The organism is Micromonospora sp. CB01531, assembly GCF_001905095.1.
GTDB lineage: Bacteria > Actinomycetota > Actinomycetes > Mycobacteriales > Micromonosporaceae > Micromonospora.
On record NZ_LWLS01000072.1, the window covers coordinates 12,390 to 31,430 of the forward strand.

The 19,041-nt window shown below is 69.5% G+C and carries 16 protein-coding genes; 11 read left to right on the forward strand and 5 right to left on the reverse strand.

Annotation, left to right across the window (positions count from 1 at the left end; translation table 11 throughout):
* The first annotated feature begins 39 nt into the window (after positions 1–39).
* On the forward strand, positions 40–798 hold the full coding sequence (locus A6A27_RS19310; protein WP_083672701.1) for a SanA/YdcF family protein: 759 nt from the start codon (positions 40–42) through the stop codon (positions 796–798).
* Positions 799–848: 50 nt separating this feature from the next.
* Here the strand turns inward: A6A27_RS19310 and A6A27_RS19315 are convergent, their stop codons facing one another.
* Positions 849–2,276 carry an aspartate aminotransferase family protein gene (locus A6A27_RS19315; RefSeq protein WP_241825343.1) on the reverse strand — a complete coding sequence of 476 codons (1,428 nt, stop codon included), beginning with the start codon at positions 2,274–2,276 and terminating at the stop codon, positions 849–851.
* Between A6A27_RS19315 and A6A27_RS19320 the strand changes: the two genes are divergently transcribed.
* Positions 2,258–3,190, forward strand: coding sequence for a LysR substrate-binding domain-containing protein (locus tag A6A27_RS19320; RefSeq protein ID WP_073836031.1), 933 nt, complete (start codon positions 2,258–2,260; stop codon positions 3,188–3,190). The two genes, A6A27_RS19315 and A6A27_RS19320, sit on opposite strands and share 19 nt — an antisense overlap.
* Here the strand turns inward: A6A27_RS19320 and A6A27_RS19325 are convergent.
* Positions 3,141–3,863 carry a VOC family protein gene (locus tag A6A27_RS19325; protein ID WP_073836032.1) on the reverse strand — a complete coding sequence of 241 codons (723 nt, stop codon included), beginning with the start codon at positions 3,861–3,863 and terminating at the stop codon, positions 3,141–3,143. The genes A6A27_RS19320 and A6A27_RS19325 overlap by 50 nt on opposite strands.
* A 216-nt stretch (positions 3,864–4,079) precedes the next feature.
* Positions 4,080–5,969: a CocE/NonD family hydrolase gene (locus tag A6A27_RS19330; RefSeq protein ID WP_073836033.1), complete on the reverse strand. Its 1,890-nt coding sequence runs from the start codon at positions 5,967–5,969 to the stop codon at positions 4,080–4,082.
* A 279-nt stretch (positions 5,970–6,248) separates the two neighbouring features.
* Between A6A27_RS19330 and bla the strand changes: the two genes are divergently transcribed.
* Positions 6,249–7,175 carry a class A beta-lactamase gene (gene bla, locus A6A27_RS19335; protein WP_073836034.1) on the forward strand — a complete coding sequence of 309 codons (927 nt, stop codon included), beginning with the start codon at positions 6,249–6,251 and terminating at the stop codon, positions 7,173–7,175.
* Between the two features lie 27 nt (positions 7,176–7,202).
* Here the strand turns inward: bla and A6A27_RS19340 are convergent, their stop codons facing one another.
* Positions 7,203–8,276, reverse strand: a complete 1,074-nt coding sequence (locus A6A27_RS19340; RefSeq protein ID WP_073836035.1) for a LacI family DNA-binding transcriptional regulator — start codon at positions 8,274–8,276, stop codon at positions 7,203–7,205.
* Between the two features lie 277 nt (positions 8,277–8,553).
* Here A6A27_RS19340 and A6A27_RS19345 point away from each other — a divergent pair, with 277 nt between their 5' ends.
* The 8 genes from A6A27_RS19345 (at position 8,554) to A6A27_RS19380 (ending at position 17,955) form a co-directional block, all read left to right on the forward strand.
* On the forward strand, positions 8,554–9,879 hold the full coding sequence (locus A6A27_RS19345; RefSeq protein WP_073836036.1) for an ABC transporter substrate-binding protein: 1,326 nt from the start codon (positions 8,554–8,556) through the stop codon (positions 9,877–9,879).
* Positions 9,880–9,952: 73 nt separating this feature from the next.
* Positions 9,953–10,864: a carbohydrate ABC transporter permease gene (locus tag A6A27_RS19350; protein ID WP_073836037.1), complete on the forward strand. Its 912-nt coding sequence runs from the start codon at positions 9,953–9,955 to the stop codon at positions 10,862–10,864.
* Complete coding sequence (locus tag A6A27_RS19355; RefSeq protein ID WP_073836038.1) at positions 10,861–11,751, forward strand: carbohydrate ABC transporter permease; 891 nt, start codon at positions 10,861–10,863, stop codon at positions 11,749–11,751. Before A6A27_RS19350 ends, A6A27_RS19355 begins: the two co-directional genes overlap by 4 nt.
* Complete coding sequence (locus A6A27_RS19360) at positions 11,748–13,220, forward strand: FGGY-family carbohydrate kinase (protein WP_073836039.1); 1,473 nt, start codon at positions 11,748–11,750, stop codon at positions 13,218–13,220. The genes A6A27_RS19355 and A6A27_RS19360 overlap by 4 nt, the downstream gene beginning before the upstream one ends.
* Positions 13,217–13,852 (forward strand): class II aldolase/adducin family protein, encoded by a 636-nt coding sequence (locus tag A6A27_RS19365; RefSeq protein WP_073836040.1) that lies wholly within the window; start codon positions 13,217–13,219, stop codon positions 13,850–13,852. The genes A6A27_RS19360 and A6A27_RS19365 overlap by 4 nt, the downstream gene beginning before the upstream one ends.
* 13 nt (positions 13,853–13,865) lie before the next feature.
* On the forward strand, positions 13,866–14,876 hold the full coding sequence (locus A6A27_RS19370; protein WP_073836041.1) for a ketose-bisphosphate aldolase: 1,011 nt from the start codon (positions 13,866–13,868) through the stop codon (positions 14,874–14,876).
* Positions 14,873–16,492: a fucose isomerase gene (locus tag A6A27_RS19375; RefSeq protein ID WP_073836042.1), complete on the forward strand. Its 1,620-nt coding sequence runs from the start codon at positions 14,873–14,875 to the stop codon at positions 16,490–16,492. Before A6A27_RS19370 ends, A6A27_RS19375 begins: the two co-directional genes overlap by 4 nt.
* Positions 16,492–17,955 carry an FGGY-family carbohydrate kinase gene (locus A6A27_RS19380; protein ID WP_073836043.1) on the forward strand — a complete coding sequence of 488 codons (1,464 nt, stop codon included), beginning with the start codon at positions 16,492–16,494 and terminating at the stop codon, positions 17,953–17,955. The genes A6A27_RS19375 and A6A27_RS19380 overlap by 1 nt, the downstream gene beginning before the upstream one ends.
* A gap of 230 nt (positions 17,956–18,185) precedes the next feature.
* Here the strand turns inward: A6A27_RS19380 and A6A27_RS19385 are convergent, their stop codons facing one another.
* Positions 18,186–19,025 carry an NAD(P)H-binding protein gene (locus A6A27_RS19385; protein ID WP_073836044.1) on the reverse strand — a complete coding sequence of 280 codons (840 nt, stop codon included), beginning with the start codon at positions 19,023–19,025 and terminating at the stop codon, positions 18,186–18,188.
* Positions 19,026–19,041: the final 16 nt, after the last annotated feature.

The following is a 19,041-nucleotide window of genomic DNA, read 5'->3' on the forward strand; positions in this document are numbered from 1 at the left end:
ACGACGGTTTCCGCTTGAGGTGGTGCCTACCATCGGGCAATGACCGTCACGCCAGACCCTTCCGCGTCGCTCCCACCCGGCGATTCGGACGGTCCGCGCCCCGACGGGCTGCCCGGGCGCTCCAGCTCCCGGCCGGCCCGTCGGCGACGTCGACTCGTCCAGCGGGCCCTCGTCGTCGGGGCCGGGCTTGCGCTGCTCCTCGCTGCTCCGGCGCTCTGGGTTCGGGCGAACGCCGCCGGCCACCTGTACCCGTACGATGAGGCGCCCGAGGCGCCGGTCGTGATCGTGTTCGGCGCGCAACTGGCACCGGGAGGCACCCAGCCCATGCCGTTCCTGAAGGGGCGGCTGGACGTGGCGATCCAACTGGTCAAGGACGGCAAGGCGAGCGCCGTGCTCGTTTCCGGCGACCGCGCCGGCGCCTCCGGCGACGAGATCGCCGCGATGACGGCGTACCTGGTCGCCGCAGGCGTGCCCGCCGAGCACATCGTCGGCGATCCGTACGGTCTCGACAGCTACGACACCTGCAAGCGCGCTCATGACGTGTACGGCGTACGCCAGGCGCTGCTCGTCAGCCAGTCACTGCATCTGCCCCGCGCGGTGGCGCTGTGCCGGCGCCTCGGCATCGACGCGAGCGGAGTCGCCGCCCGCTGTGACGGCTGCCGGCGAGTGACTCTGGCGAAGAACGCCGCACGCGAGGTACCCGCGGCGTGGAAGGTGGCCTACGACCTGGTGACCGCACGCCCGCCCGCGGTGTCCTCAGCTCCCGACCCGGTGCTCCAGCAAGCCCTCGACGAGTAGACGCCCACCGCCTCTCTGGCCGCAGCGACATGAACGGGTGACGCGGCCGGTCAGGCCGGCGCTGCCTCGCCGATCGCCTGGTCCAGGATTTCCAGACCGAGGGCCAGTTCCTCGCGCGTCGTGGTGAGGGGTGGCGCGATCCGGAAGGTGCTTCCCATGCCGGGCAGCTGCACGACGTTCATGTGGAGACCGAGCTCGAGGCAGCGGCGGGTGACCTGGGCGCCGAGGACGTCCGAGCCTTCTCGCGTCTCCCGGTCGAGGACGAGTTCGATCCCCTGCATCAGGCCACGCCCCCGTACGTCTCCCACCACGCCGTGCCGGTCTCTGATGTCAAGCAGGCCGGCGCGCAGGAATTCGCCGAGCTCCCGTGCCCGTACGTCCATCTGCTCCTGCTGGAGGACGTCGAGCACGGTGTTGCCGACGGCGGCGACGAGGGGGTCGGACACATGTGTGGTGTAGAAGAGGTAACCCCGCTCGTGTGCCCGTTGTTCGATCTCTTCGGTCGTGATCACCGCGGCGAGCGGCAGGCCGGCGCCCAGCGTCTTGGACAGCGTGAGGATGTCCGGCACGATGCCGTCACGTTGGAAGGCGTACCACGTGCCGGTGCGGCACAGGCCGGTCTGCGCCTCGTCGACGATCAACAGCATGCCGCGCTCGCGGCACTTGCGCGCCAGGGCGGCGAAGTAGCCCGGCGGTGGCTCGATGATGCCGCCAGAGCTGAGGATCGGCTCGACGATGCACGCGGCGAGACTCCCCGATGACTGGGCATCGACGAGGGCGAACCCGAAGTCGAGCTGCCGCTGCCAGTCCAGCTCCCCGTCGGAGGTGGTGAAGTCGGGGCGGTACGGGTTGGGCGTGGGGATCGCGAAGTTTCCCGGCGGGGTAGGCCCGTAGCCGTGGTGGCCGGCGCTGTAGGTTGCCGCGGCTGCGGCGTTCGTCATGCCGTGCCACGACTTGGCGAAGGCGACGACCTCGTGTTTGCCCGTTACGAGCTTGGCCATCCGGATGGCCGCCTCGTTCGACTCGGCGCCGGTCGTCAGCAGCAGCGCCTTCTCCAGTGGCGGGGGGAGGGACTCGGCGAGCCGGCGCGCGAGGTCGACGACCGGGCGCGACAGCATGCCGCTGAACAGGTGGTCCAGGCTCGCGATTTCCCGCTGCACCGTTTGCACGATCGCGGGATGACAGTGCCCGAGAATGGCGCTCATCTGACCCGAGGTGAAGTCCAGGATCTGCCGGCCGTCGGCGGTGTACACGAAGCTCCCGGCCGCGCGCTCGATGATCTCGGGCGTGAATGCGGCGCCGTAGCGCACCAGATGGCGGTCGGCGTCAGACCAGAACTGTTCGGCGGCACTCTGCTCGGTAGTCAGCGTCATACGCCTCACGATAGGACCGTTCCTTATGCGGGAAAAGCTGAGGTTTCTGGCTATGCTGTGCGGAATTCGCGCACAGGGGGTTTCCGATGCGGCTGAACACAGCACGCCTGGAGATGCTCAGCCTGCTGGACGGCCTCGGCACCATGCGGGCCGTCGCGGCCGCCCTGCACATGAGTCCGTCGGCAGTGTCAGCGCAGCTGGCGGTGCTGGAGGCGGAGGCCCACGCCGAACTCCTGCGGCGCACCGGCCGCCGGGTCCAGCTCACGCCTGCTGGGCGCACGCTCGCCCGGCACGCCCGCATCATCCTCGACCAGATCAAGGCCGCCGAGGTGGACCTACAGGGCCTGTCCGGACAACCAACCGGGCCGGTACGCCTCGCGGCCTTCTCCAGCGCCATCCGGGCCGTCGTCATTCCGCTCGCCGCGCGGCTCCGGAAGGCGCATCCAAGCATCGAGCTTGAGGTCGCCGAACTCGACCCACAGGCCAGCCATCCGGCCCTGCGCCGCGGTGACTACGACATCATCGTGACCGCGGACTTCATCGACGGGTCCATGCCGCTGGACCCGGACGTGCACACCATCCCCCTGCTTACCGACGCCATCGTGCTCGTGTTGCCGCAGTCGCAGGCTGCGTCGGAGGCACCGGCGGACCTGGCCGACTTCGCCGGTGCGGCCTGGTCCATCGACATGCCCGGCACGTACCTGTCGAACCTGGTGACGAGCACCTGCCGGCAGGCCGGCTTCGAGCCGGTCGTGGCTGGCCGCTTCGCCAGCTACGAGCTGCTTCTGGCGCATGTCGAGGCCGGCCTGTCCGTGTCGCTCCTGCCCGAGCTTGCCGTGGACCGTCGCTACCACGTCGCCATCCGCCCGCTGCGCCGACCGTTGACCCGCCACGTCTATGCGGCCGTTCGCAGCCGATCAACTCTCACCGCAGCGAGCCAGATTGTGCTGGACGAACTACGCGACCTCGTTATCGCGGGGTCAGCACACAGAACTCGTGGCCGTCAGGATCGGCCATGACCACCCAGCTGACCTCGCCCTGGCCGATGTCGATACGCGTCGCCCCGAGGGAGACGAGACGGTCGACCTCCGCTTGCTGATCACCGTGGGCGGGTGGAGCGAGGTCGAAGTGCAGCCGGTTCTTCCCGGTCTTCGGCATCAGTGGCGGACCGCCCCAGGTGATCTTCGGGCCGCCGTGCGGCGAGCGGATCGCGGTCTCCTGGTTCTGGTCCCAGACCAACGGCCAGTCCAGCGCGTCGCTCCAGAAGTACCCGACCTCCTGCGAACCGTCGCAGGCAAGCGCTCCGATGAATCCGCAGTCGGCGAGGAAGTTGTTGCCCGGCTCGATGACGCAGAATTCGTTGCCTTCGGGGTCGGCGAGCACCACATGACCGTCCTCCGGGCGCTGCCCGATGTCGATGTGCCGGGCGCCGAGTTCGAGTGACCTCGCCACCGTCTGCTGCTGGTCCTCGAGGGAGGCGCTGGTCAGATCGAAGTGCATCTGATTCTGGCCGGCCTTCTGCTCCTGGCTCGGCAGAAATCGGAGCCGGAACCCGGTGTCATCGCTCGGCAGGAGCGCGATGCCGTCCTGGGGGTCGTCGATCATCTCCCAACCGAGGACGCCGGCCCAGAAGCGCGCGAGACGGAGCGGGTCGTTCGCATCGAAGCAGAGCGCGACGAGGTGACAGGTCATTCCGCTCCGCACCTCCGATCTGATGCTTCAAAAGCCGCAGACAGGGCATGTCTTCCCTGCTCGTGAGGGAAGCAACGCTAGGCGCTCGGGGTCCTGCCACGCAAAGAGATTTGCGTCAGCGGGCGACGCTCGCGTACGCCCGTCGTGTCGACGAGTTCGCCGCCGGCCTTGCGCCTGCTGGCGCAAGGTCGGCGGCGAACGCTGGTGGACACCGTACTAGCGAAGCGGGATCCCGGCTCGACGAGCGGCCTGCTGACCGCCGAGCACCGGCAGGGCGAGGTGACTGACCTTGGTGTCGATCGTGATGGTCGGCCGCGAGGTGAGCCGCTCGGCTGAGTAACTGCGGTAGCTGCCGACGATGATGACGCCGATCCGGTTGCCGGCGGAGAAGACGTAGTCTTCCGGCAGCAGCGGAATACTGATCTCGTACGTCTGGCCCGGTGTCATGGGCTCTGCCGCCGCGACGGAGTTGCGGTTCTGCCCGTCGAGGATTCCCTTGGTTACCCGCCATTGGGTGACGTTGGCCGGCCGGTACGCAACGGGCCGGTAGCACCCGTCGTCGGCTGGGCTCGACTCGCCGTAGCACTCCTCGGGCAGCGTCGTCTGGAGGACTCCGTCGCCGGTTCGGCTGTTCTGCGTGCTCGGCCCATATTCGACCAGGATCGCGCCGAAGTAGGCCTCGTCGAGGCTCGACGATGCGGTCAGGTTGATCACGGGGGTGCCCGAGATACGTAGGTCCTCCTCGAGCGGCGGGGACAGGAAGGCCAGACGGTTCGCTGACGGCTGGTTCGGGTTGTCGATCATCGCTGCTTCGAGTTGGTTGGGGTTGTCGATGAACGAACGGGTGGTCGGCGCGCCCGCGGCCGGGGTGAGTGCGAGCCCGCCGGCGCTGTCGGTGCCGGGACGCAGCCACATGTTGACGTTGCCGGTGCGGGGGATCGGCCAGTCGGCGTGCTGCTCCCAGACGCCGACGGACGGTTCCACGTCGACCTTCGGCTCGTTCATGACGCCGTTGTTGATCCCCTGAAGCCAGTAGTCGAACCAGCGGTGCAGCGTGTCGACCCACACCTCCCGACGGAAGTCGAACGGGTCGATGTGACCAACGCGGCCGACCCACAGCTTGCGCGGGACGTCGTACGTCTTCAGCGCTTCCCAGAACTTGCTGAAGTGGTCGGGCCGGACGTTGTCGTCCTGGATGCCGTGGACGAGGAACACGCTGGCGTTGATGTTCGCGGCGTCGTCCAGGTAGTTCCGCTCGTGCCAGAACGGCGTGTAGTCGCCGTGCTCGTCGCCGTCGTTGGCCCCTATCTCGTTCCAGACCGGCGCGCACCTGGATTGACGCGCCGGGTCGTCAGCAGTGATGGTCCGGGCGAGCGATCCCAGGTAGTTGTTGCCACGCGTGACGATGCCGCCGGTACGCGTGTAGTCGTAGTAGTTGTACGGGCCTGAGATCGGAACGACCGTGGACAGGCCACTGACGCCGGACGCCGCCGCGGCCATCGCCAGCGACCCGTCGTACGACTTTCCGATCATCGCGGACTTGCCGTTGTGCCAGTCGACCACGACGGGATCGCCGTGGGAATCGTGCCCGCTGCGGCGGCCGTTGAGCCAGTCGATGACTGCCGGACCGGAGGCGTTCTCGTTCGCGCCCTGGATCGTCGGGCAGCCGGTGGAACCGGCCGTGCCGGGCATGTCGACGAGTGCAACGGCGTAGCCACGGGGCACGAAGTAGTTGTCGTAGAACAGCGGCCAGCGGTCGAGCAGGCCATCACCATCGAGGTCGGCCTTGAGTTCGGACTCGTTGCCGCGCCCCAAAGTCGCGTAGTACGGGCTGTCGTCGATGATGACGGGCACCTTCAGGCCCTGCTCGCTCGCCGCCGGCCGGATGAGATCGACACGGATGATATCCTTGGTGCCGTCCCGGTCGCTGTCGAAGTCCGTGTCGACCCAGATCCGCTCGCGGATCGCGTCGGCGTAGCCGAACTCCGGCTGGGTGACTCCGTCCTTCACCACGATCGTCGGCGCCTCGACCCGCTCGGCGGCCATCGCCGGCGCCGTCACGGCTAGCATCGCCATCGCTGCGCCGACCGAAACGATCGCCCTCATGGCTTCCTCCACATCCGGCCCGCGCGGCAGCGCTCACTCGGCGCGCCGACTCGACCACTACGGGGACGCTACGAAAAGGGCCGATTGGTCGTCATCAAGCAGATGCACGAAGTCCTTGGCGCGCCGCATAGACATCTGCCGAGACGCGCGTCGGTCATCGCCGGCATCGTTATCGTCGGCCGTACGCCGACGACATGTCGCTGCTGGCACCGGGGCGCCGCCGTCGCATCCGCTCGTCGCCGGCAGCCGGGCGTCGACCGACGAAAGGAGTACCTGGTCATGGTTCCTGCGCCCGGTCGGGCCGCCGTGACGTTCGCCGCCACGCTCGCGCTCGCCCCGCTGACCGCGTGCTCGACAGCCGACGCGCCGGGGGCCGCCCCGTCGAGCCCTCCGTCGAGCCCGGTCGCCACCACCCCGCCGCCCCGGGTCATGCCGGATTTCGCGCGGCTCGAAGCGGAGTTCGACGCTCGGCTCGGCGTCTACGCGATCGACACCGGCACCGGTCGTACGGTCGAGCATCGCGCCGACGACCGGTTCGGCTACGCCTCGACCTTCAAGGCGCTCGCGGCCGCGGCGATGCTGGACGCGGCCTCAACCGCCGAGCTGAATCAGGTGGTCCGCTACGCACGGGCCGACCTGGTGACCCACTCGCCGATCACCGAGCGGCACGTGGGGACCGGGATGACCCTGCGCGAGCTGGGCGACGCCGCCGTTCGATACAGCGACAACACCGCCGCGAACCTGCTGCTGAAGCGGCTCGGCGGCCCGGCCGGCTTCGAGCGGGCGCTGCGCGATCTCGGCGACCAGGTCACCGACCCGGAGCGGATCGAGACCGACCTCAATGAGGCGGCCCCCGGGGACCGGCGCGACACGAGCACTCCTCGGGCCCTCGCCACCGATCTACGGGCGTACGTCCTCGGCGACGCGCTCTCCGCCGAGGACCGTGCGGTGCTGACCGGCTGGCTCAAGGGGAATACGACCGGGGACAAGCTCATCCGGGCCGGCGTCCCGGCCGGCTGGCAGGTCGGCGACAAGACCGGCTCCGGCGGGTACGGCACCCGCAACGACACCGCGGTGATCTGGCCTCCCGACGGCGCCCCCATCGTGCTCGCGGTCCTCTCCAGTCGCGACGAGCAGGACGCGGAGTACGACGACAAGCTGATCGCCCAGGCGGCGAAGCTGACGGTCGAGGCCCTGCGCCGGTAGACGCAGCGCGTCGGATGCCGGCTGAGGTTACGGGTTGAGGTGGGCGGATCGGGTCAGGATCGCGGCGGTGACCGGATCGGTGGTGGCCAGGTCGGGCCGGCGCACGCGTGGCAGTGGTGCTTCGCCGTCCGCCGGCAGGGTGGCGTTCAGCATCACCGTTCGGGCTGGCTGGCCGGGGGAGCGCAGCCGATCGAGCAGCAGCTTGCCGGCCGCCTGGCCCAGTTCGTACGCGGGCTGGTGAATGACGGAGATCGCTGGCGTGAGTAGCCCGGTCCAGGGCGCGTCGTCGAAGACCACCAGCTCGACGTCCTGGCCGGGGGTGAGTTGCCGGTCGCGCAGTATGCGTAGGACGCCGACGGCCATCATGCTGTTGGCCACCAGGATGGCCTCGACGTCCGCCGTTTCCAGCAGGGCGTCCGCGGCCTGGCGGCCGCCGTTCTCGTTGAAGGCGGCGTAGCGGATGAGGTTCTCGTCGATCGGCAGTCCGGCGTCCTGTAAGGCTTCTCGGTAGCCGAGCACCCGTTCGCTGGCGGTGAAGACGCGCTGCGGTCCGGTGATACAGGCGATCCGGCGGTGGCCGTGGGCGATCATGCGGTCGACTGCCGCTCGGGCTGCGCGACGTGAGTCGATCAGGACCGTGTCCACTGCCAGGTCTTGCCGTAACGGCCGGTCCATGGTGATGACCGGCAGGCCTCGGGACAGCAGCCGGTCGACCCGGCTGGTCGCCGACGTCGGCGTGATCAGCACGCCGGATACCCGGTACTGCGCGGCGATGCTGAGGTAGCCGTCTTCCTTCTCCGGGTTCTCGTCCGTGTTGCACAGCAGCAACGAGTACCCGGCCGACTGGGCCACGTCCTCCACGCCGCGGGTGACCTGGGTGAGGAACGGGTTCTCGATGTCCGCGATGATCAGCGCCCAGGTGGCCGAGGTCTGCTGGCGCAGGGATCGGGCCAGCGAGTTCGGCACGTAGCCGAGTTCCCGTGCGGCGCGGCGGACGCGCTCGGCGGTGTCCGGTCGTACGGCGGTGTCGGAGGCGAACACGCGCGACACGGTCGCGGTGGACACCTGGGCGAGCCGGGCCACGTCACGGATGGTGGTCAAGGCAGGCCCTTCGCGGTGGCGTTCCGGTGGTGAGGTGAGCACAGGTTACCCGTCGGGCGGGCGGCGGTCGATGAGCCACGGACGGAATGTAATCGATTACAGATTTCCCTGGCAAGAAGCGGGCCGGTGAGGCGAGAAACATTGCCGGGCTGTGAAGGTGCTGTTGCGGCTACGTGTAAAAGTCCAGCGCAAGAGGGGGTTGTGCCTGTGGCACAGCTCATGTAATCGTCTACATCCACGGGCCGCCTCCGGCCCCGTCCGTGGGAAGGACCTGACAGTGAAGCGGCAAAGAAGACTTGGCGCCGTTGCTGCGGCGACAGCGCTCACCCTCGGGCTCGCCGCATGCGCCGGCGGTGCCAGTGACAACCAGTCCACCAGCGGCGGGTCGGGATCCCTGACCTTCCGGTCGTGGAGTCCGATCGAACAGACCACCCAGCAGATGATCGCGGCGTTCAAGCAGGCGAACCCGGATGCGAAGATCGACGCGACCATCTTCAACTACCCCGAGTACCTGGTCGACCTGCAGACCCGGGCCGCGTCCAACACGATGCCCGACATCGTCGGCCTTCAGCCTGGCGCGCTCACCCAGCAGTACCGGGCAAACCTCATGCCGTTGCAGGACTGCGCCCAGAAGACGTGGGGCGCCGACTGGCAGAAGAAGTTCTATCCGATCGGCATCGAGCAGGCCCGGATGGGCAACCCGGCCAGCGACGAGAACTTCTACACGCTCCCACTGCTGGTGCAGACCGTGAACCTCTGGGCCAACACCAAGATCTTCGACGAGAAGCACGCCCAGATCCCGCAGACCTGGGACCAGCTCAAGGCGACGGTCAACCAGCTCAAGGGCGGGGAGTACGCGCCGTTCATGCTGCCCGCCAAGGACAGCTGGCTGCGCAACGTCGTCTTCCTGCAGATCGCCAACAACATCGAACCGGGCCTGGTCTACAAGGCCGAGGACAGCTCCGACTCGTGGACCAACCCCAAGCTCGTCGAAGCGTTCGACTACTGGGCCAAGCTCTTCACCGACGGCATCGCCCAGAAGGGCGCGATCGGCCTGGACGCCTACCCGACCGGCGCGAACCAGTTCGAGGCGGGTAACGCGGCGATGATCCCGCTCGGCGCCTGGTGGATCCAGCAGTCCGACCCGACCAAGACCGGGCTGCCGCCGTTGTCCGAGGGCATGTCCGGCTACCAGCCGTTCCTGTTCCCGACCATCCCGGGCGGCGCCGCCCAGCCGCAGCTCGTCGGCGGCATCGACGTCTCGCTGGGCATCGCCAAGAACACCAAGAACCCCGACCTGGCGTGCAAGGTGCTCACCGACTGGATCGCCGGCGCGGGCGCCCAGAAGCTGATCAACACGTTCAACGACCTGCCCGCGGTGACCGGCCTGAACCCGGAGAAGTTCACCAGCGACAAGCAGAAGCAGATCTGGACGACCCTGACCTCGGACTGGATGCCGCAGGTGAAGTACTCCCGCTACCTGAAGACCCCGCAGATGGACACCGCGCTCGGGGACGCACTGTCCGGCATCGCCACAGGTGAGCTGACGCCCCAGGCGGCCGCCGCGAAGGTGCAGGCGGAACAGCAGAAGGTCAACGGCTGAGCGGCCCAGGCCGCCCGAACCAGGCGGATGAGGGTGTGCGGCCCACACCCTCATCCGGCCACGGAGCAGACCAATGAGTGACCACACCGTTCAGAAGCACACCGCTCCCCGGGAGTGGCTTGCCGGAACCCTCTTCCTGCTGCCGGCCATCGTGCTGTTCGGGATCTTCGTGATCTACCCGATCGTCTACAACTTCCAGGCCAGCAGCCTCGACTGGGACGGGGTGAACCCGGGCAGATTCGTCGGTCTCGGCAACTACACCCGGCTCTTCCAGGACCCAATCTTCCTGACCACCCTGAAGAACTCCGGCTGGTGGATCCTGCTCACCATCATCCCGCAGGCCCTCATCGGGTTCTTCCTGGCCATGCTGCTCAACGAGAAGCTGCGTGGCCGGGCGATCTACCGGGCGATCTTCTTCATCCCCGCCGTGCTCTCCCCGGTCGTGGTGGGCATCGTCTGGCAGCGCATCTTCGACCCGTTCAACGGCGTGGTCGCCAAGCTGGGCCGGGCCACCGGGCTCGACTTCCTGGTGCACGGCTACCTCGCCGACCCGAAGACCGCAATCTTCGCCGCGATCGTCGTCAACGTGTGGATGTGGACCGGCTTCTCCATGCTGTTCTACCTCGCCGGCCTGCAGCTCATCGACAGCAGCGTGCTAGCCGCCGCCAAGATCGACGGCGCCGGCACCTGGCGCACGATCCGCAGCATCATCTGGCCCTTGCTCCGGCAGACCCACCTGTCCCTGCTGCTGCTCGGCATCATCGGCTCGCTGAAGACCTTCGAACTCGTCTATGTCCTCACCGAGGGCGGACCCAACCACGCCTCCGAGATGCTCCCCACCTACACCTTCAAGCAGGCCTTCCAACTGCAGAGCGTCGGGTACGCCTCGACCATCAGCGCGGTCCTGCTGCTGATCGCGGTGATCAGCTCGCTGTCGATGGTGCGGGCGTTCGGATCGGGCTTCCTCACCGGAGACGAGAAATGACCGCTGACCGCAAGGCCATCCCGGCGACCGGCGCGCCGGCACGAGCCGACTCCGGACCGGTCCGGCCGCACCGCCGTCGCCTTCCACACTGGTCACACGCCGTTCTCGCCCCGCTGGCCGTGCTCTGGCTGACCCCGCTCGTCATGGTCGTCGGCCTGTCGTTGCTGCCCACCTCGAACCCGGGCACCACCGCCCTCGGGATGTTCCCGCAAGAGCCGTCGCTGGGCAACTACGTGCAGATCTGGACGAACAATCCAATCCTGCGGAACCTGGTGAACAGCCTGCTGGTCACCGTCCCGTCGGTGCTGCTGGTCATCCTGTTCGGCTCGATGACCGCGTTCGCGCTGGCCCGGCTGCGCGTACCGCTCAAGGCGGTGATCTTCGGGGCGCTCACCCTGGCGCTGATCCTGCCGATGTCGAGCATCGTCGTGGCCACCTTCAAGATCCTTCAGGCCATGGGCCTGTACAACAACCTGGCCGGCCTGGTGCTCGTCTACACCGCGCTGGGCCTGCCGTTCGCGGTCATCATCATCCGTACGTCGTTCCTCGCCGTGCCGAACGAGCTGTACGAGGCGGCCATGCTGGACGGCGCCAGCAAGTTCTCCGTCTACTGGAAGGTCTACCTGCCGCTGAGCCGGCCCGCCCTGGCCGTCGTGGCGATCTGGCAGTCCATGTCGTCCTGGAACGACTTCCTGCTGCCGCTGGTCACGCTCGAGGACAACACGCTCAAGCCACTGACCCTGATCCCGCTGGCCTACCGCGGCACCTTCCTCAGCCAGCCGGGCGCGCTGTTCGCGATCCTGGTGCTCATCTCGATCCCGATCGTGGTGGTCTTCCTGCTGGTCCAGCGCCACCTGGTCAACGGCCTGTCCGGGGCGATCAAATGAGCCTGCTCGGCGTCGATCTGGGCACCAGCGGCGTACGGGTCGTGGCGATCTCGGCGGCCGGCGTCGAGATCGCCGGCGCGGCCCGCGCGACCACCCTGCACCGGCCGGCGCCCGGGATCGTCGAGACCGACGCCGACGAGGTACTTGCCGCGGCCACCGCGCTGCTCGCCGAGGTCGCCGCCCACGACGCGGTGGCCGCCGACCCGCCGGAGGCAATCTCGTTCAGCGTGCAGGGCGAGGCGGTCCTGCCGGTCGACGCCGAGGGCAACGCTCTCGCTCCGGCGCCGGTGAGCATGGACCGGCGCGGTGCCGGCCTGGCCGACCAGGTCACCGCGGAACTGGGCGCCGGCGAGGTGCAGCGGATCACCGGCCAGCCGCCGCACCCGATGTTCTCCGTCTACAAGATTCCCGACTGGACCGGTCCGGACGTGCGTGGCTATCGCTGCCTGGGCGACTACGTCGCCGCCCGGCTCGGCGCGCGGCCGGCGCTGGACACCAGCATGGCGGCCCGTACCGGCGGCTTCGACGTCGACCGCGGCGTCTGGTCGGCCGACCTGCTCGCCGCCGCCGGCGTCCCGGTCGCCCTGCTGCCCGAGGTGGTCCCACCGGGCACCATGATCGGCAAGCTCAGCGCCGAGGCGGCCAGCGCCACCGGACTGCCGGCCGGCCTGCCGCTCGTGGTCGGATCGCACGACCAGGCGTCGTCGTTCCTTGGCGGCGGTGGCCGGTTCGGCTCGGCGGCCGTCTTCTCCTTCGGATCCAGCGACTGCCTGACCGTCGGATCACCCGCACGTCCCGGTGGCCTCGTCGGCACCGGCCTGGCGTCGTACCCGATGGGCGAGGGCCGCTGGCTCACCCTGGCCGGCACCGCCGCGGGCGGTTGGGCGCTGGACTGGTTCGCCACGCTGGCCGGCGTCGCCGGGCCGGCCGAGCGCGACGCCCTCTTCGAGGCGGCGTCGCCCGAGCCGCCGCAGGTGCTGGTGCTGCCGTACTTCGCCGGATCCGGGACACTCGACAACGACCCGAGGGCCCGTGGTGCCGTCGTCGGGCTCACCCTCGAGACCACCCGGGAGCAGCTCGCCCGCGCCTTCCTCGAGTCGTCCGCGTTCGAGCTGCGCAAGATCGCCGACGCGCTCACCGAGCGGGGCGTCACGATCGGCGACGTACACGCCGTCGGCGGCGGCGCCCGCAGCCGCCGGGCGCTGGCCATCCGCGCCTCCGCCGCCGGGCTTGCACTGACCCCGGTGCCCGGGCACGCGGCGGCCCGCGGCGCGGCCCTGCAGGCCGGCGCCGGCATCGGCCGCTATCCGTCGCTCGCCGAGCTGCCCGCACCGGCCTGCCTGCCGGTCGCCCACCCCGACCCCGGCACGGCCCAGTGGTACGCCGCGCAGTCGCGCCGGTTCCGTGACCTCTATCCGACCCTCATCCCGCACGACCGTAGTTTTTCCGATCCGAAGGAGATCCGGTGACCGAGTTCGACCTGCAGCAGACCAAGCAGGACGTGCTGGACTACTGCCTGCTGTCCATGCGCTACGGCCTCAACTTCAACACCCAGGGCAACATCAGCGTCCGGCTGCCCGGCACGGACCGCTTCCTGATCACCCCGACCGATCTGGAGTACGACCGGATGACGGCCGACGACATGGTGGTGGTGGACGCCGATGCCAATGTCATCGAGGGGCCGCACCAGCCGTCCTCCGAGGTGACCGTGCACCTGGCGGTCTACCGCCGGCGGCCGGACGTGAACGCGATCGTGCACACCGAGCCGGTCTTCGCCAACGTCTTCGGGGTGGCCGGCCAGCCGATCACCGGTGCCCTGGTCAACATGGTCATCTACACCAAGGGCGATGTCCCGATCATGCCGTTCGCCCTCAGCAACCGCACCGAGTTCGGCGACGCGATGTGCGACGTGATGGGGGACCTGAACGCCGTGGTCTGGGCGAACCACGGGCTGCTCACGGTGGGCGAGAACCTGCGGGACGCGTTCAAGGCCACCGTCGCGGTGGAGAGCGCCGCCAAGGTGCTGCTGCACGCCCGGGCGTTGACCGACAAGCCGATCGTCCTGGACTACCACTCGCTCGGCATCACCACGTCGCTCTGAGGAAGGGCACCCCATGCCACTGGTCACTCTCCGACAGGCGCTGGACGAGGCGCGGCGCGGCGGATACGCCCTCGGCGCGTTCAACGTCAGCGACGTGCTGCAGGCCGAGGCGGTCCTCGACGCCGCCGCCGAGACGTCGTCCCCGGTCATCCTCGCCTCGCTGGCCGGCGTCACCGCCCACGGCGGCGACGAGCGGTTCTGGTCGGCCCTGCATCACCTGATCGACGGCTACCCGCAGCTGCCCGTGGTGCTGCACCTGGACCACGGCCCGGACCCCGCCACCTGCCGGCGAGCGATGGACAACGGCTTCACCAGCGTCATGATCGACGGCAGCCTCCGCGTCGGCGGCACTCCGTCCTCGTTCGCCGAGAACCTCGCGGTGACCACCGAGGTGGTGGCGGAGGCCCACCGCCACGGGGTTTCCGTCGAGGGCGAGCTGGGCACGATCGGCGGCTCCAAGACCGACGGATCCCGGGCACCGATCGTGCTCGCCGACCCCGACCAGGCCAGGGAATTCGTGACGGCGACCGGCGTGGACGCCCTCGCCGTGGCGATCGGCACCTCGCACGGCGCCTACAAGTTCGACGCACCCCCGGACGGGTCCGTGCTGCAGATGACGTTGATCGAAAAGATCAGCAGCCTGGTGCCGCAGACCCACCTGGTCATGCACGGCTCGTCCTCGCTGCCCGCTCAGCTGCGGGAGCAGAACAACCGGTACGGCGCCGGCCTGCCCGAGTCCTGGGGCGTGCCGGACGCGGAGAAGGTCCGGTCCGTCACCATGGGCGTCCGCAAGATCAACCAGGGCATGGACTCGCACCTGGCCTTCACCGGGGCGGCGCGGCAGGCGCTGGGCACGGACCGGCTGAACGTCGATCCGGCGTACTACCTGCGCCCCGGCCGCGAGGCGATGCAGCGGATGGTCGCCGAGCGTATGCGCCTCTTCGGGCAGGCCGGCCACGCCGACGACTACCAGCCCGTACCCCTCGCCGAGATGGCCTGTCGCTACACCCTGGAGACGTCATGATCGAGCACGCGTACCTCGTCGCCAACGGCGACCAGCGGCTGTCCGCCAACCAGCTCTGCTGGCCCGCCCAACAGCGCTTCGAGGCCCTCCTCACGGAGGCGTTCCGGAAGCGGGGCGTCACCCTGGAGCGGGCGCACCCGGCGGACACGCCGGAGGGGCACGGCTTCATCGCCAGCCAGGCGCAGGGCCTCGCGGTGCTCGGCGCGCTGCCGCCGGACGCCTCGGTGGTCATGGCCGAAGGCGTGTGGATGTTCTCCCAGCAGGTCCTCGGCGGGCTGCTGCGGCACCGGGGCCCGATCCTCACCGTGGCCAACTGGGAAGGGGAGTGGCCCGGCCTGGTCGGTCTGCTCAACCTCAACGCCTCGCTGGCCAAGGCCGGGCGGCCGTTCGAGACCCTGTGGAGCCGCACCTTCACCGACGACTGGTTCAACGCCCGCCTCGACGAATGGCTGACCAAGGGCAGCATCCAGCACGACCTCAGCCACGTCACGCCGTTCGACGCGTCCATCGTGGACGGCCGCGCCCGGCAGGCCGCCGACGACGTCCTCGGCCGGCTGCGCCGAGAGGGCGCCATCCTCGGCGTCTTCGACGAGGGCTGCATGGGCATGTACAACGCGATCATCCCCGACGAGCTGCTCTTCCCGCTCAACGTTTTCAAGGAGCGGCTCTCCCAGTCCGCCCTGTACGCCGAGACCATGCGGGCGAGCGAGGACGAGGCGGTGGCCGCCCTGCGGTGGCTGACCGACCGGGGCATGACCTTCCACTTCGGCACTGACGAAGCTACCGAGCTCACCCGCGAGCAGGTCCTGCTCCAGTTGCGGATGTACGCCGCCGCGGCCCGGATCGCGGACCGGTTCCGGTGCGACATCATCGGCATCCAGTACCAGCTCGGTCTCGCCGACGTCCTTCCCGCTTCCGACCTGGCAGAGGGCCTGCTGAACAACGCCGACCGCCCGCCGGTCACCGGGGACGACGGCGCGGTCATCCGCGACGGCGCCCCGATCACCCACTTCAACGAGGTCGACGAGTGCGCCGGCCTGGACGCCCTGCTCACCACCCGGCTGGCCGGCGTGCTCGGGCAGCCGGTGGAGACCACCCTGCACGACGTGCGGTGGGGCGACCACGACGCCAGCGGCACGGTGGACGACTTCGTCTGGGTTTTCGAGATCTCCGGCGCGGTGCCGCCCGAGCACCACATCGGCGGGTACACCGGCACCGACTCGATGCGCCAGCCGCCGCTCTACTTCCGGCTCGGTGGCGGCACGGTGCGGGGCGTGGCCAAGCCCGGCGAGCTGGTCTGGTCGCGGATCTTCGTCGAGGGCGGCGAGCTGCACATGGACCTCGGCCGGGCCACCGTGGTGGAGCTACCCGCGGCGGAGACCGAACGGCGGTGGGCGGCGACCACCCGGGAGTGGCCGATCATGCACGCTGTGCTGCACGGCGTTACCCGGGACCAGTTCATGGCCCGGCACCGGTCGAACCACATCCAGGTGAGCTACGCCACCGACGCGGCCGGCGCCGACGAACTGCTCGCCGCGAAGGCGCTGACCGCGCACCAGCTGGGCATGCGAGTCAACCTCTGCGGCAGCCGTCCCGACAACGTCCCGCTGCTCTGATGGACGTCTTCCTCGGCGTCGACGTCGGCACCGCGAGCACCAAAGGCGTCGCCGTCACCGCGGACGGCCGGGTCGTGGCCCGTGCGCAGGTCGCGCACGGCCTGAGCAGCCCACGACCCGGCTGGTACGAGCACGATCCGGAGTCGGTCTGGTGGGACGACTTCCGGCGGGTGATCGCCGAACTGACCGCCGATCCCGATATGCGCCCGGCCGGCCTCGGGGTCAGCGGCATCGGACCGTGCCTGCTGCCGGCCGACGAGGCCGGCAGGCCGCTGCGGCCAGCTGTCCTCTACGGCATCGACACCCGGGCCGAGGAGGAGATCGGCCTGCTCACCGACCGGTGGGGCGCGGCGGAGATCGTGCGCCGCGGGTCGATCCTCACCTCCCAGGCGATCGGGCCGAAGCTGTACTGGCTCGCCCGGCACGAGCCGGACATCTTCGACCGAACTCGAATGATGTTCATGGCCAGCTCCTTCCTGGTGCACCGGCTCACCGGCGAGTACCTGCTCGACCACCACTCGGCGAGCCAGGTGAGCCCGCTCTACGACCAGCGGGCCGGCGACTGGGACGCCGCCTGGTGGGACGAGATCGCGCCGCACATACGGCGTCCTCCGCTGCGCTGGGCGAACGAGGTGGCCGGCCGGGTCACCGCCGCGGCCGCCCGGCAGACCGGCCTGCCCGCCGGTCTGCCGGTGACCGCCGGCACCATCGACGCCTGGGCCGAGGCGGAGAGCGTCGCCGTCCGCGCGCCCGGCGACCTCATGCTGATGTACGGCAGCACCATGTTCCTGGTCGCGATGACCGACCGGCCGCTGACCAGCAGCCGGCTGTGGCCCACCGTCGGCCTACGTCCCGGGGTGAACTGCCTCGCCGCCGGGATGGCCACCGCCGGGTCGGTCACCGGCTGGCTGGCCGACCTGACCGGCGCGGACTACGCCGCCTTGACCAGGGAGGCGGCCGCGGTCGCGCCCGGCAGCGACGGACTGCTGATGCTGCCCTACCTGGCCGGGGAGCGTACGCCGATCTTCGACCCCCGGGCGCGGGGCGTGGTGGCGGGACTGACCCTCGGCCACGGCCGAGGCCACCTGTACCGGGCGGCACTGGAGGGGGTCGCGTACGGGGTGCGACACAACATCGCGGCAATGCGCGAGGCCGGGGCGGTGCCGGCGCGGGTCGTACCGGTCGGCGGCGGGACCACCGGCGACCTGTGGACGCAGATCGTCAGCGACGTCACCGGCCTGGTGCAGGAGCTTCCCCGGGAGACGACCGGTGCGGCGTACGGCGACGCGATGCTGGCCGCGGCCGCGACCGGGGCGGCATCCGACACCGCAGCATGGAACCCGATGATCCGTTCGATCGAGCCGGACCCCCGGCACCGTGACCGGTACGACGCCCTCTTCGCCGACTACCTGGCGCTGTACGAGTCCACCGCGCCGATCGTGCACCGCCTCTCCGAGCCGTGACGACTCGTAGCCCGCTCTTCATAGGACAAGGATCCGATCTTAACTTCCTTGAACCCGGCTCGCCTGGGCCTGGCCAGCCGGACCAGGCCCAGAGTCGACAGGTTCCGTGAACCTGCAATCGAGTGGACGGTCCCGCGACAAAGATCCGCGAAGACGCGCCCGGCGCGGCCGGCAGGTGGCGATTCGCGACCCGTAGGACCGGGGCGCGTTCCGTCACGGTCCGGCGTCTCCTACTCGTTGTTCCAGATACCTGTGGCGGCGGCCTCCTTGGCGTAGTCGGCGAAGTCCCGGGGCGGTCGGTTCAGGGCTCGCTGCACCCCGTCGGCCAACAGGGCGTTGCGGCCGTCCAGCACGGTCGTGAACAGGTATGTCAGCAACTCGACGGCCTCCGCCGGCACGCCCTCGGCGGCCAGCGCCCCGGTGTAGTCCTCGACGGAGACCGGGACGAGGTCGATGCGCCGGCCCGTCGCCTTCGAGATCTCGCCGACCGCGTCGGCGAAGGTGAGCAGGCGAGGACCGGTCAATTCATAGATCTGCCCCGCGTGTTGGTCCTCGGTCAGCGCCGCCACGGCCACATCGGCGATGTCGTCGGCGTCCACGAACGGCTCGGGCACGTCCCCGACCGGGAGGACGACCTCGCGGCCGAGCACCGGCTCCCGTAGGTAGTCCTCGCTGAAGTTCTGGCTGAACCAACTCGACCGCAGGATCGTCCAGTCGACCCCGGCGGACTGGATCAGCTTCTCGGCGGCTTGGGCCTCCTCCTCACCCCGGCCGGACAGCAGCACCAACCGGGATACCCCGGACGCCACCGCGAGATCTGCGAACGCGCCGACCGTCTCAGGCGCGCCCGGCATGGCAAGGTCCGGGTAGAAGGACACGTACACGGCGCCGACATCACGGAGCACCGGTGCCCAGGATGTCCGATCCGTCCAATCGAATGGCTGCGCGGCGGACCGGGAACCGACCCGGACCTGCATTTCACGGCCCCGCAGCCGTGCTACGACCCGGCGGCCGGTCTTGCCCGTACCGCCGAGGACCAGGATCATCTTCTGCTCTTGTTCGTCCGTCATATGGCCCATTGAAGTG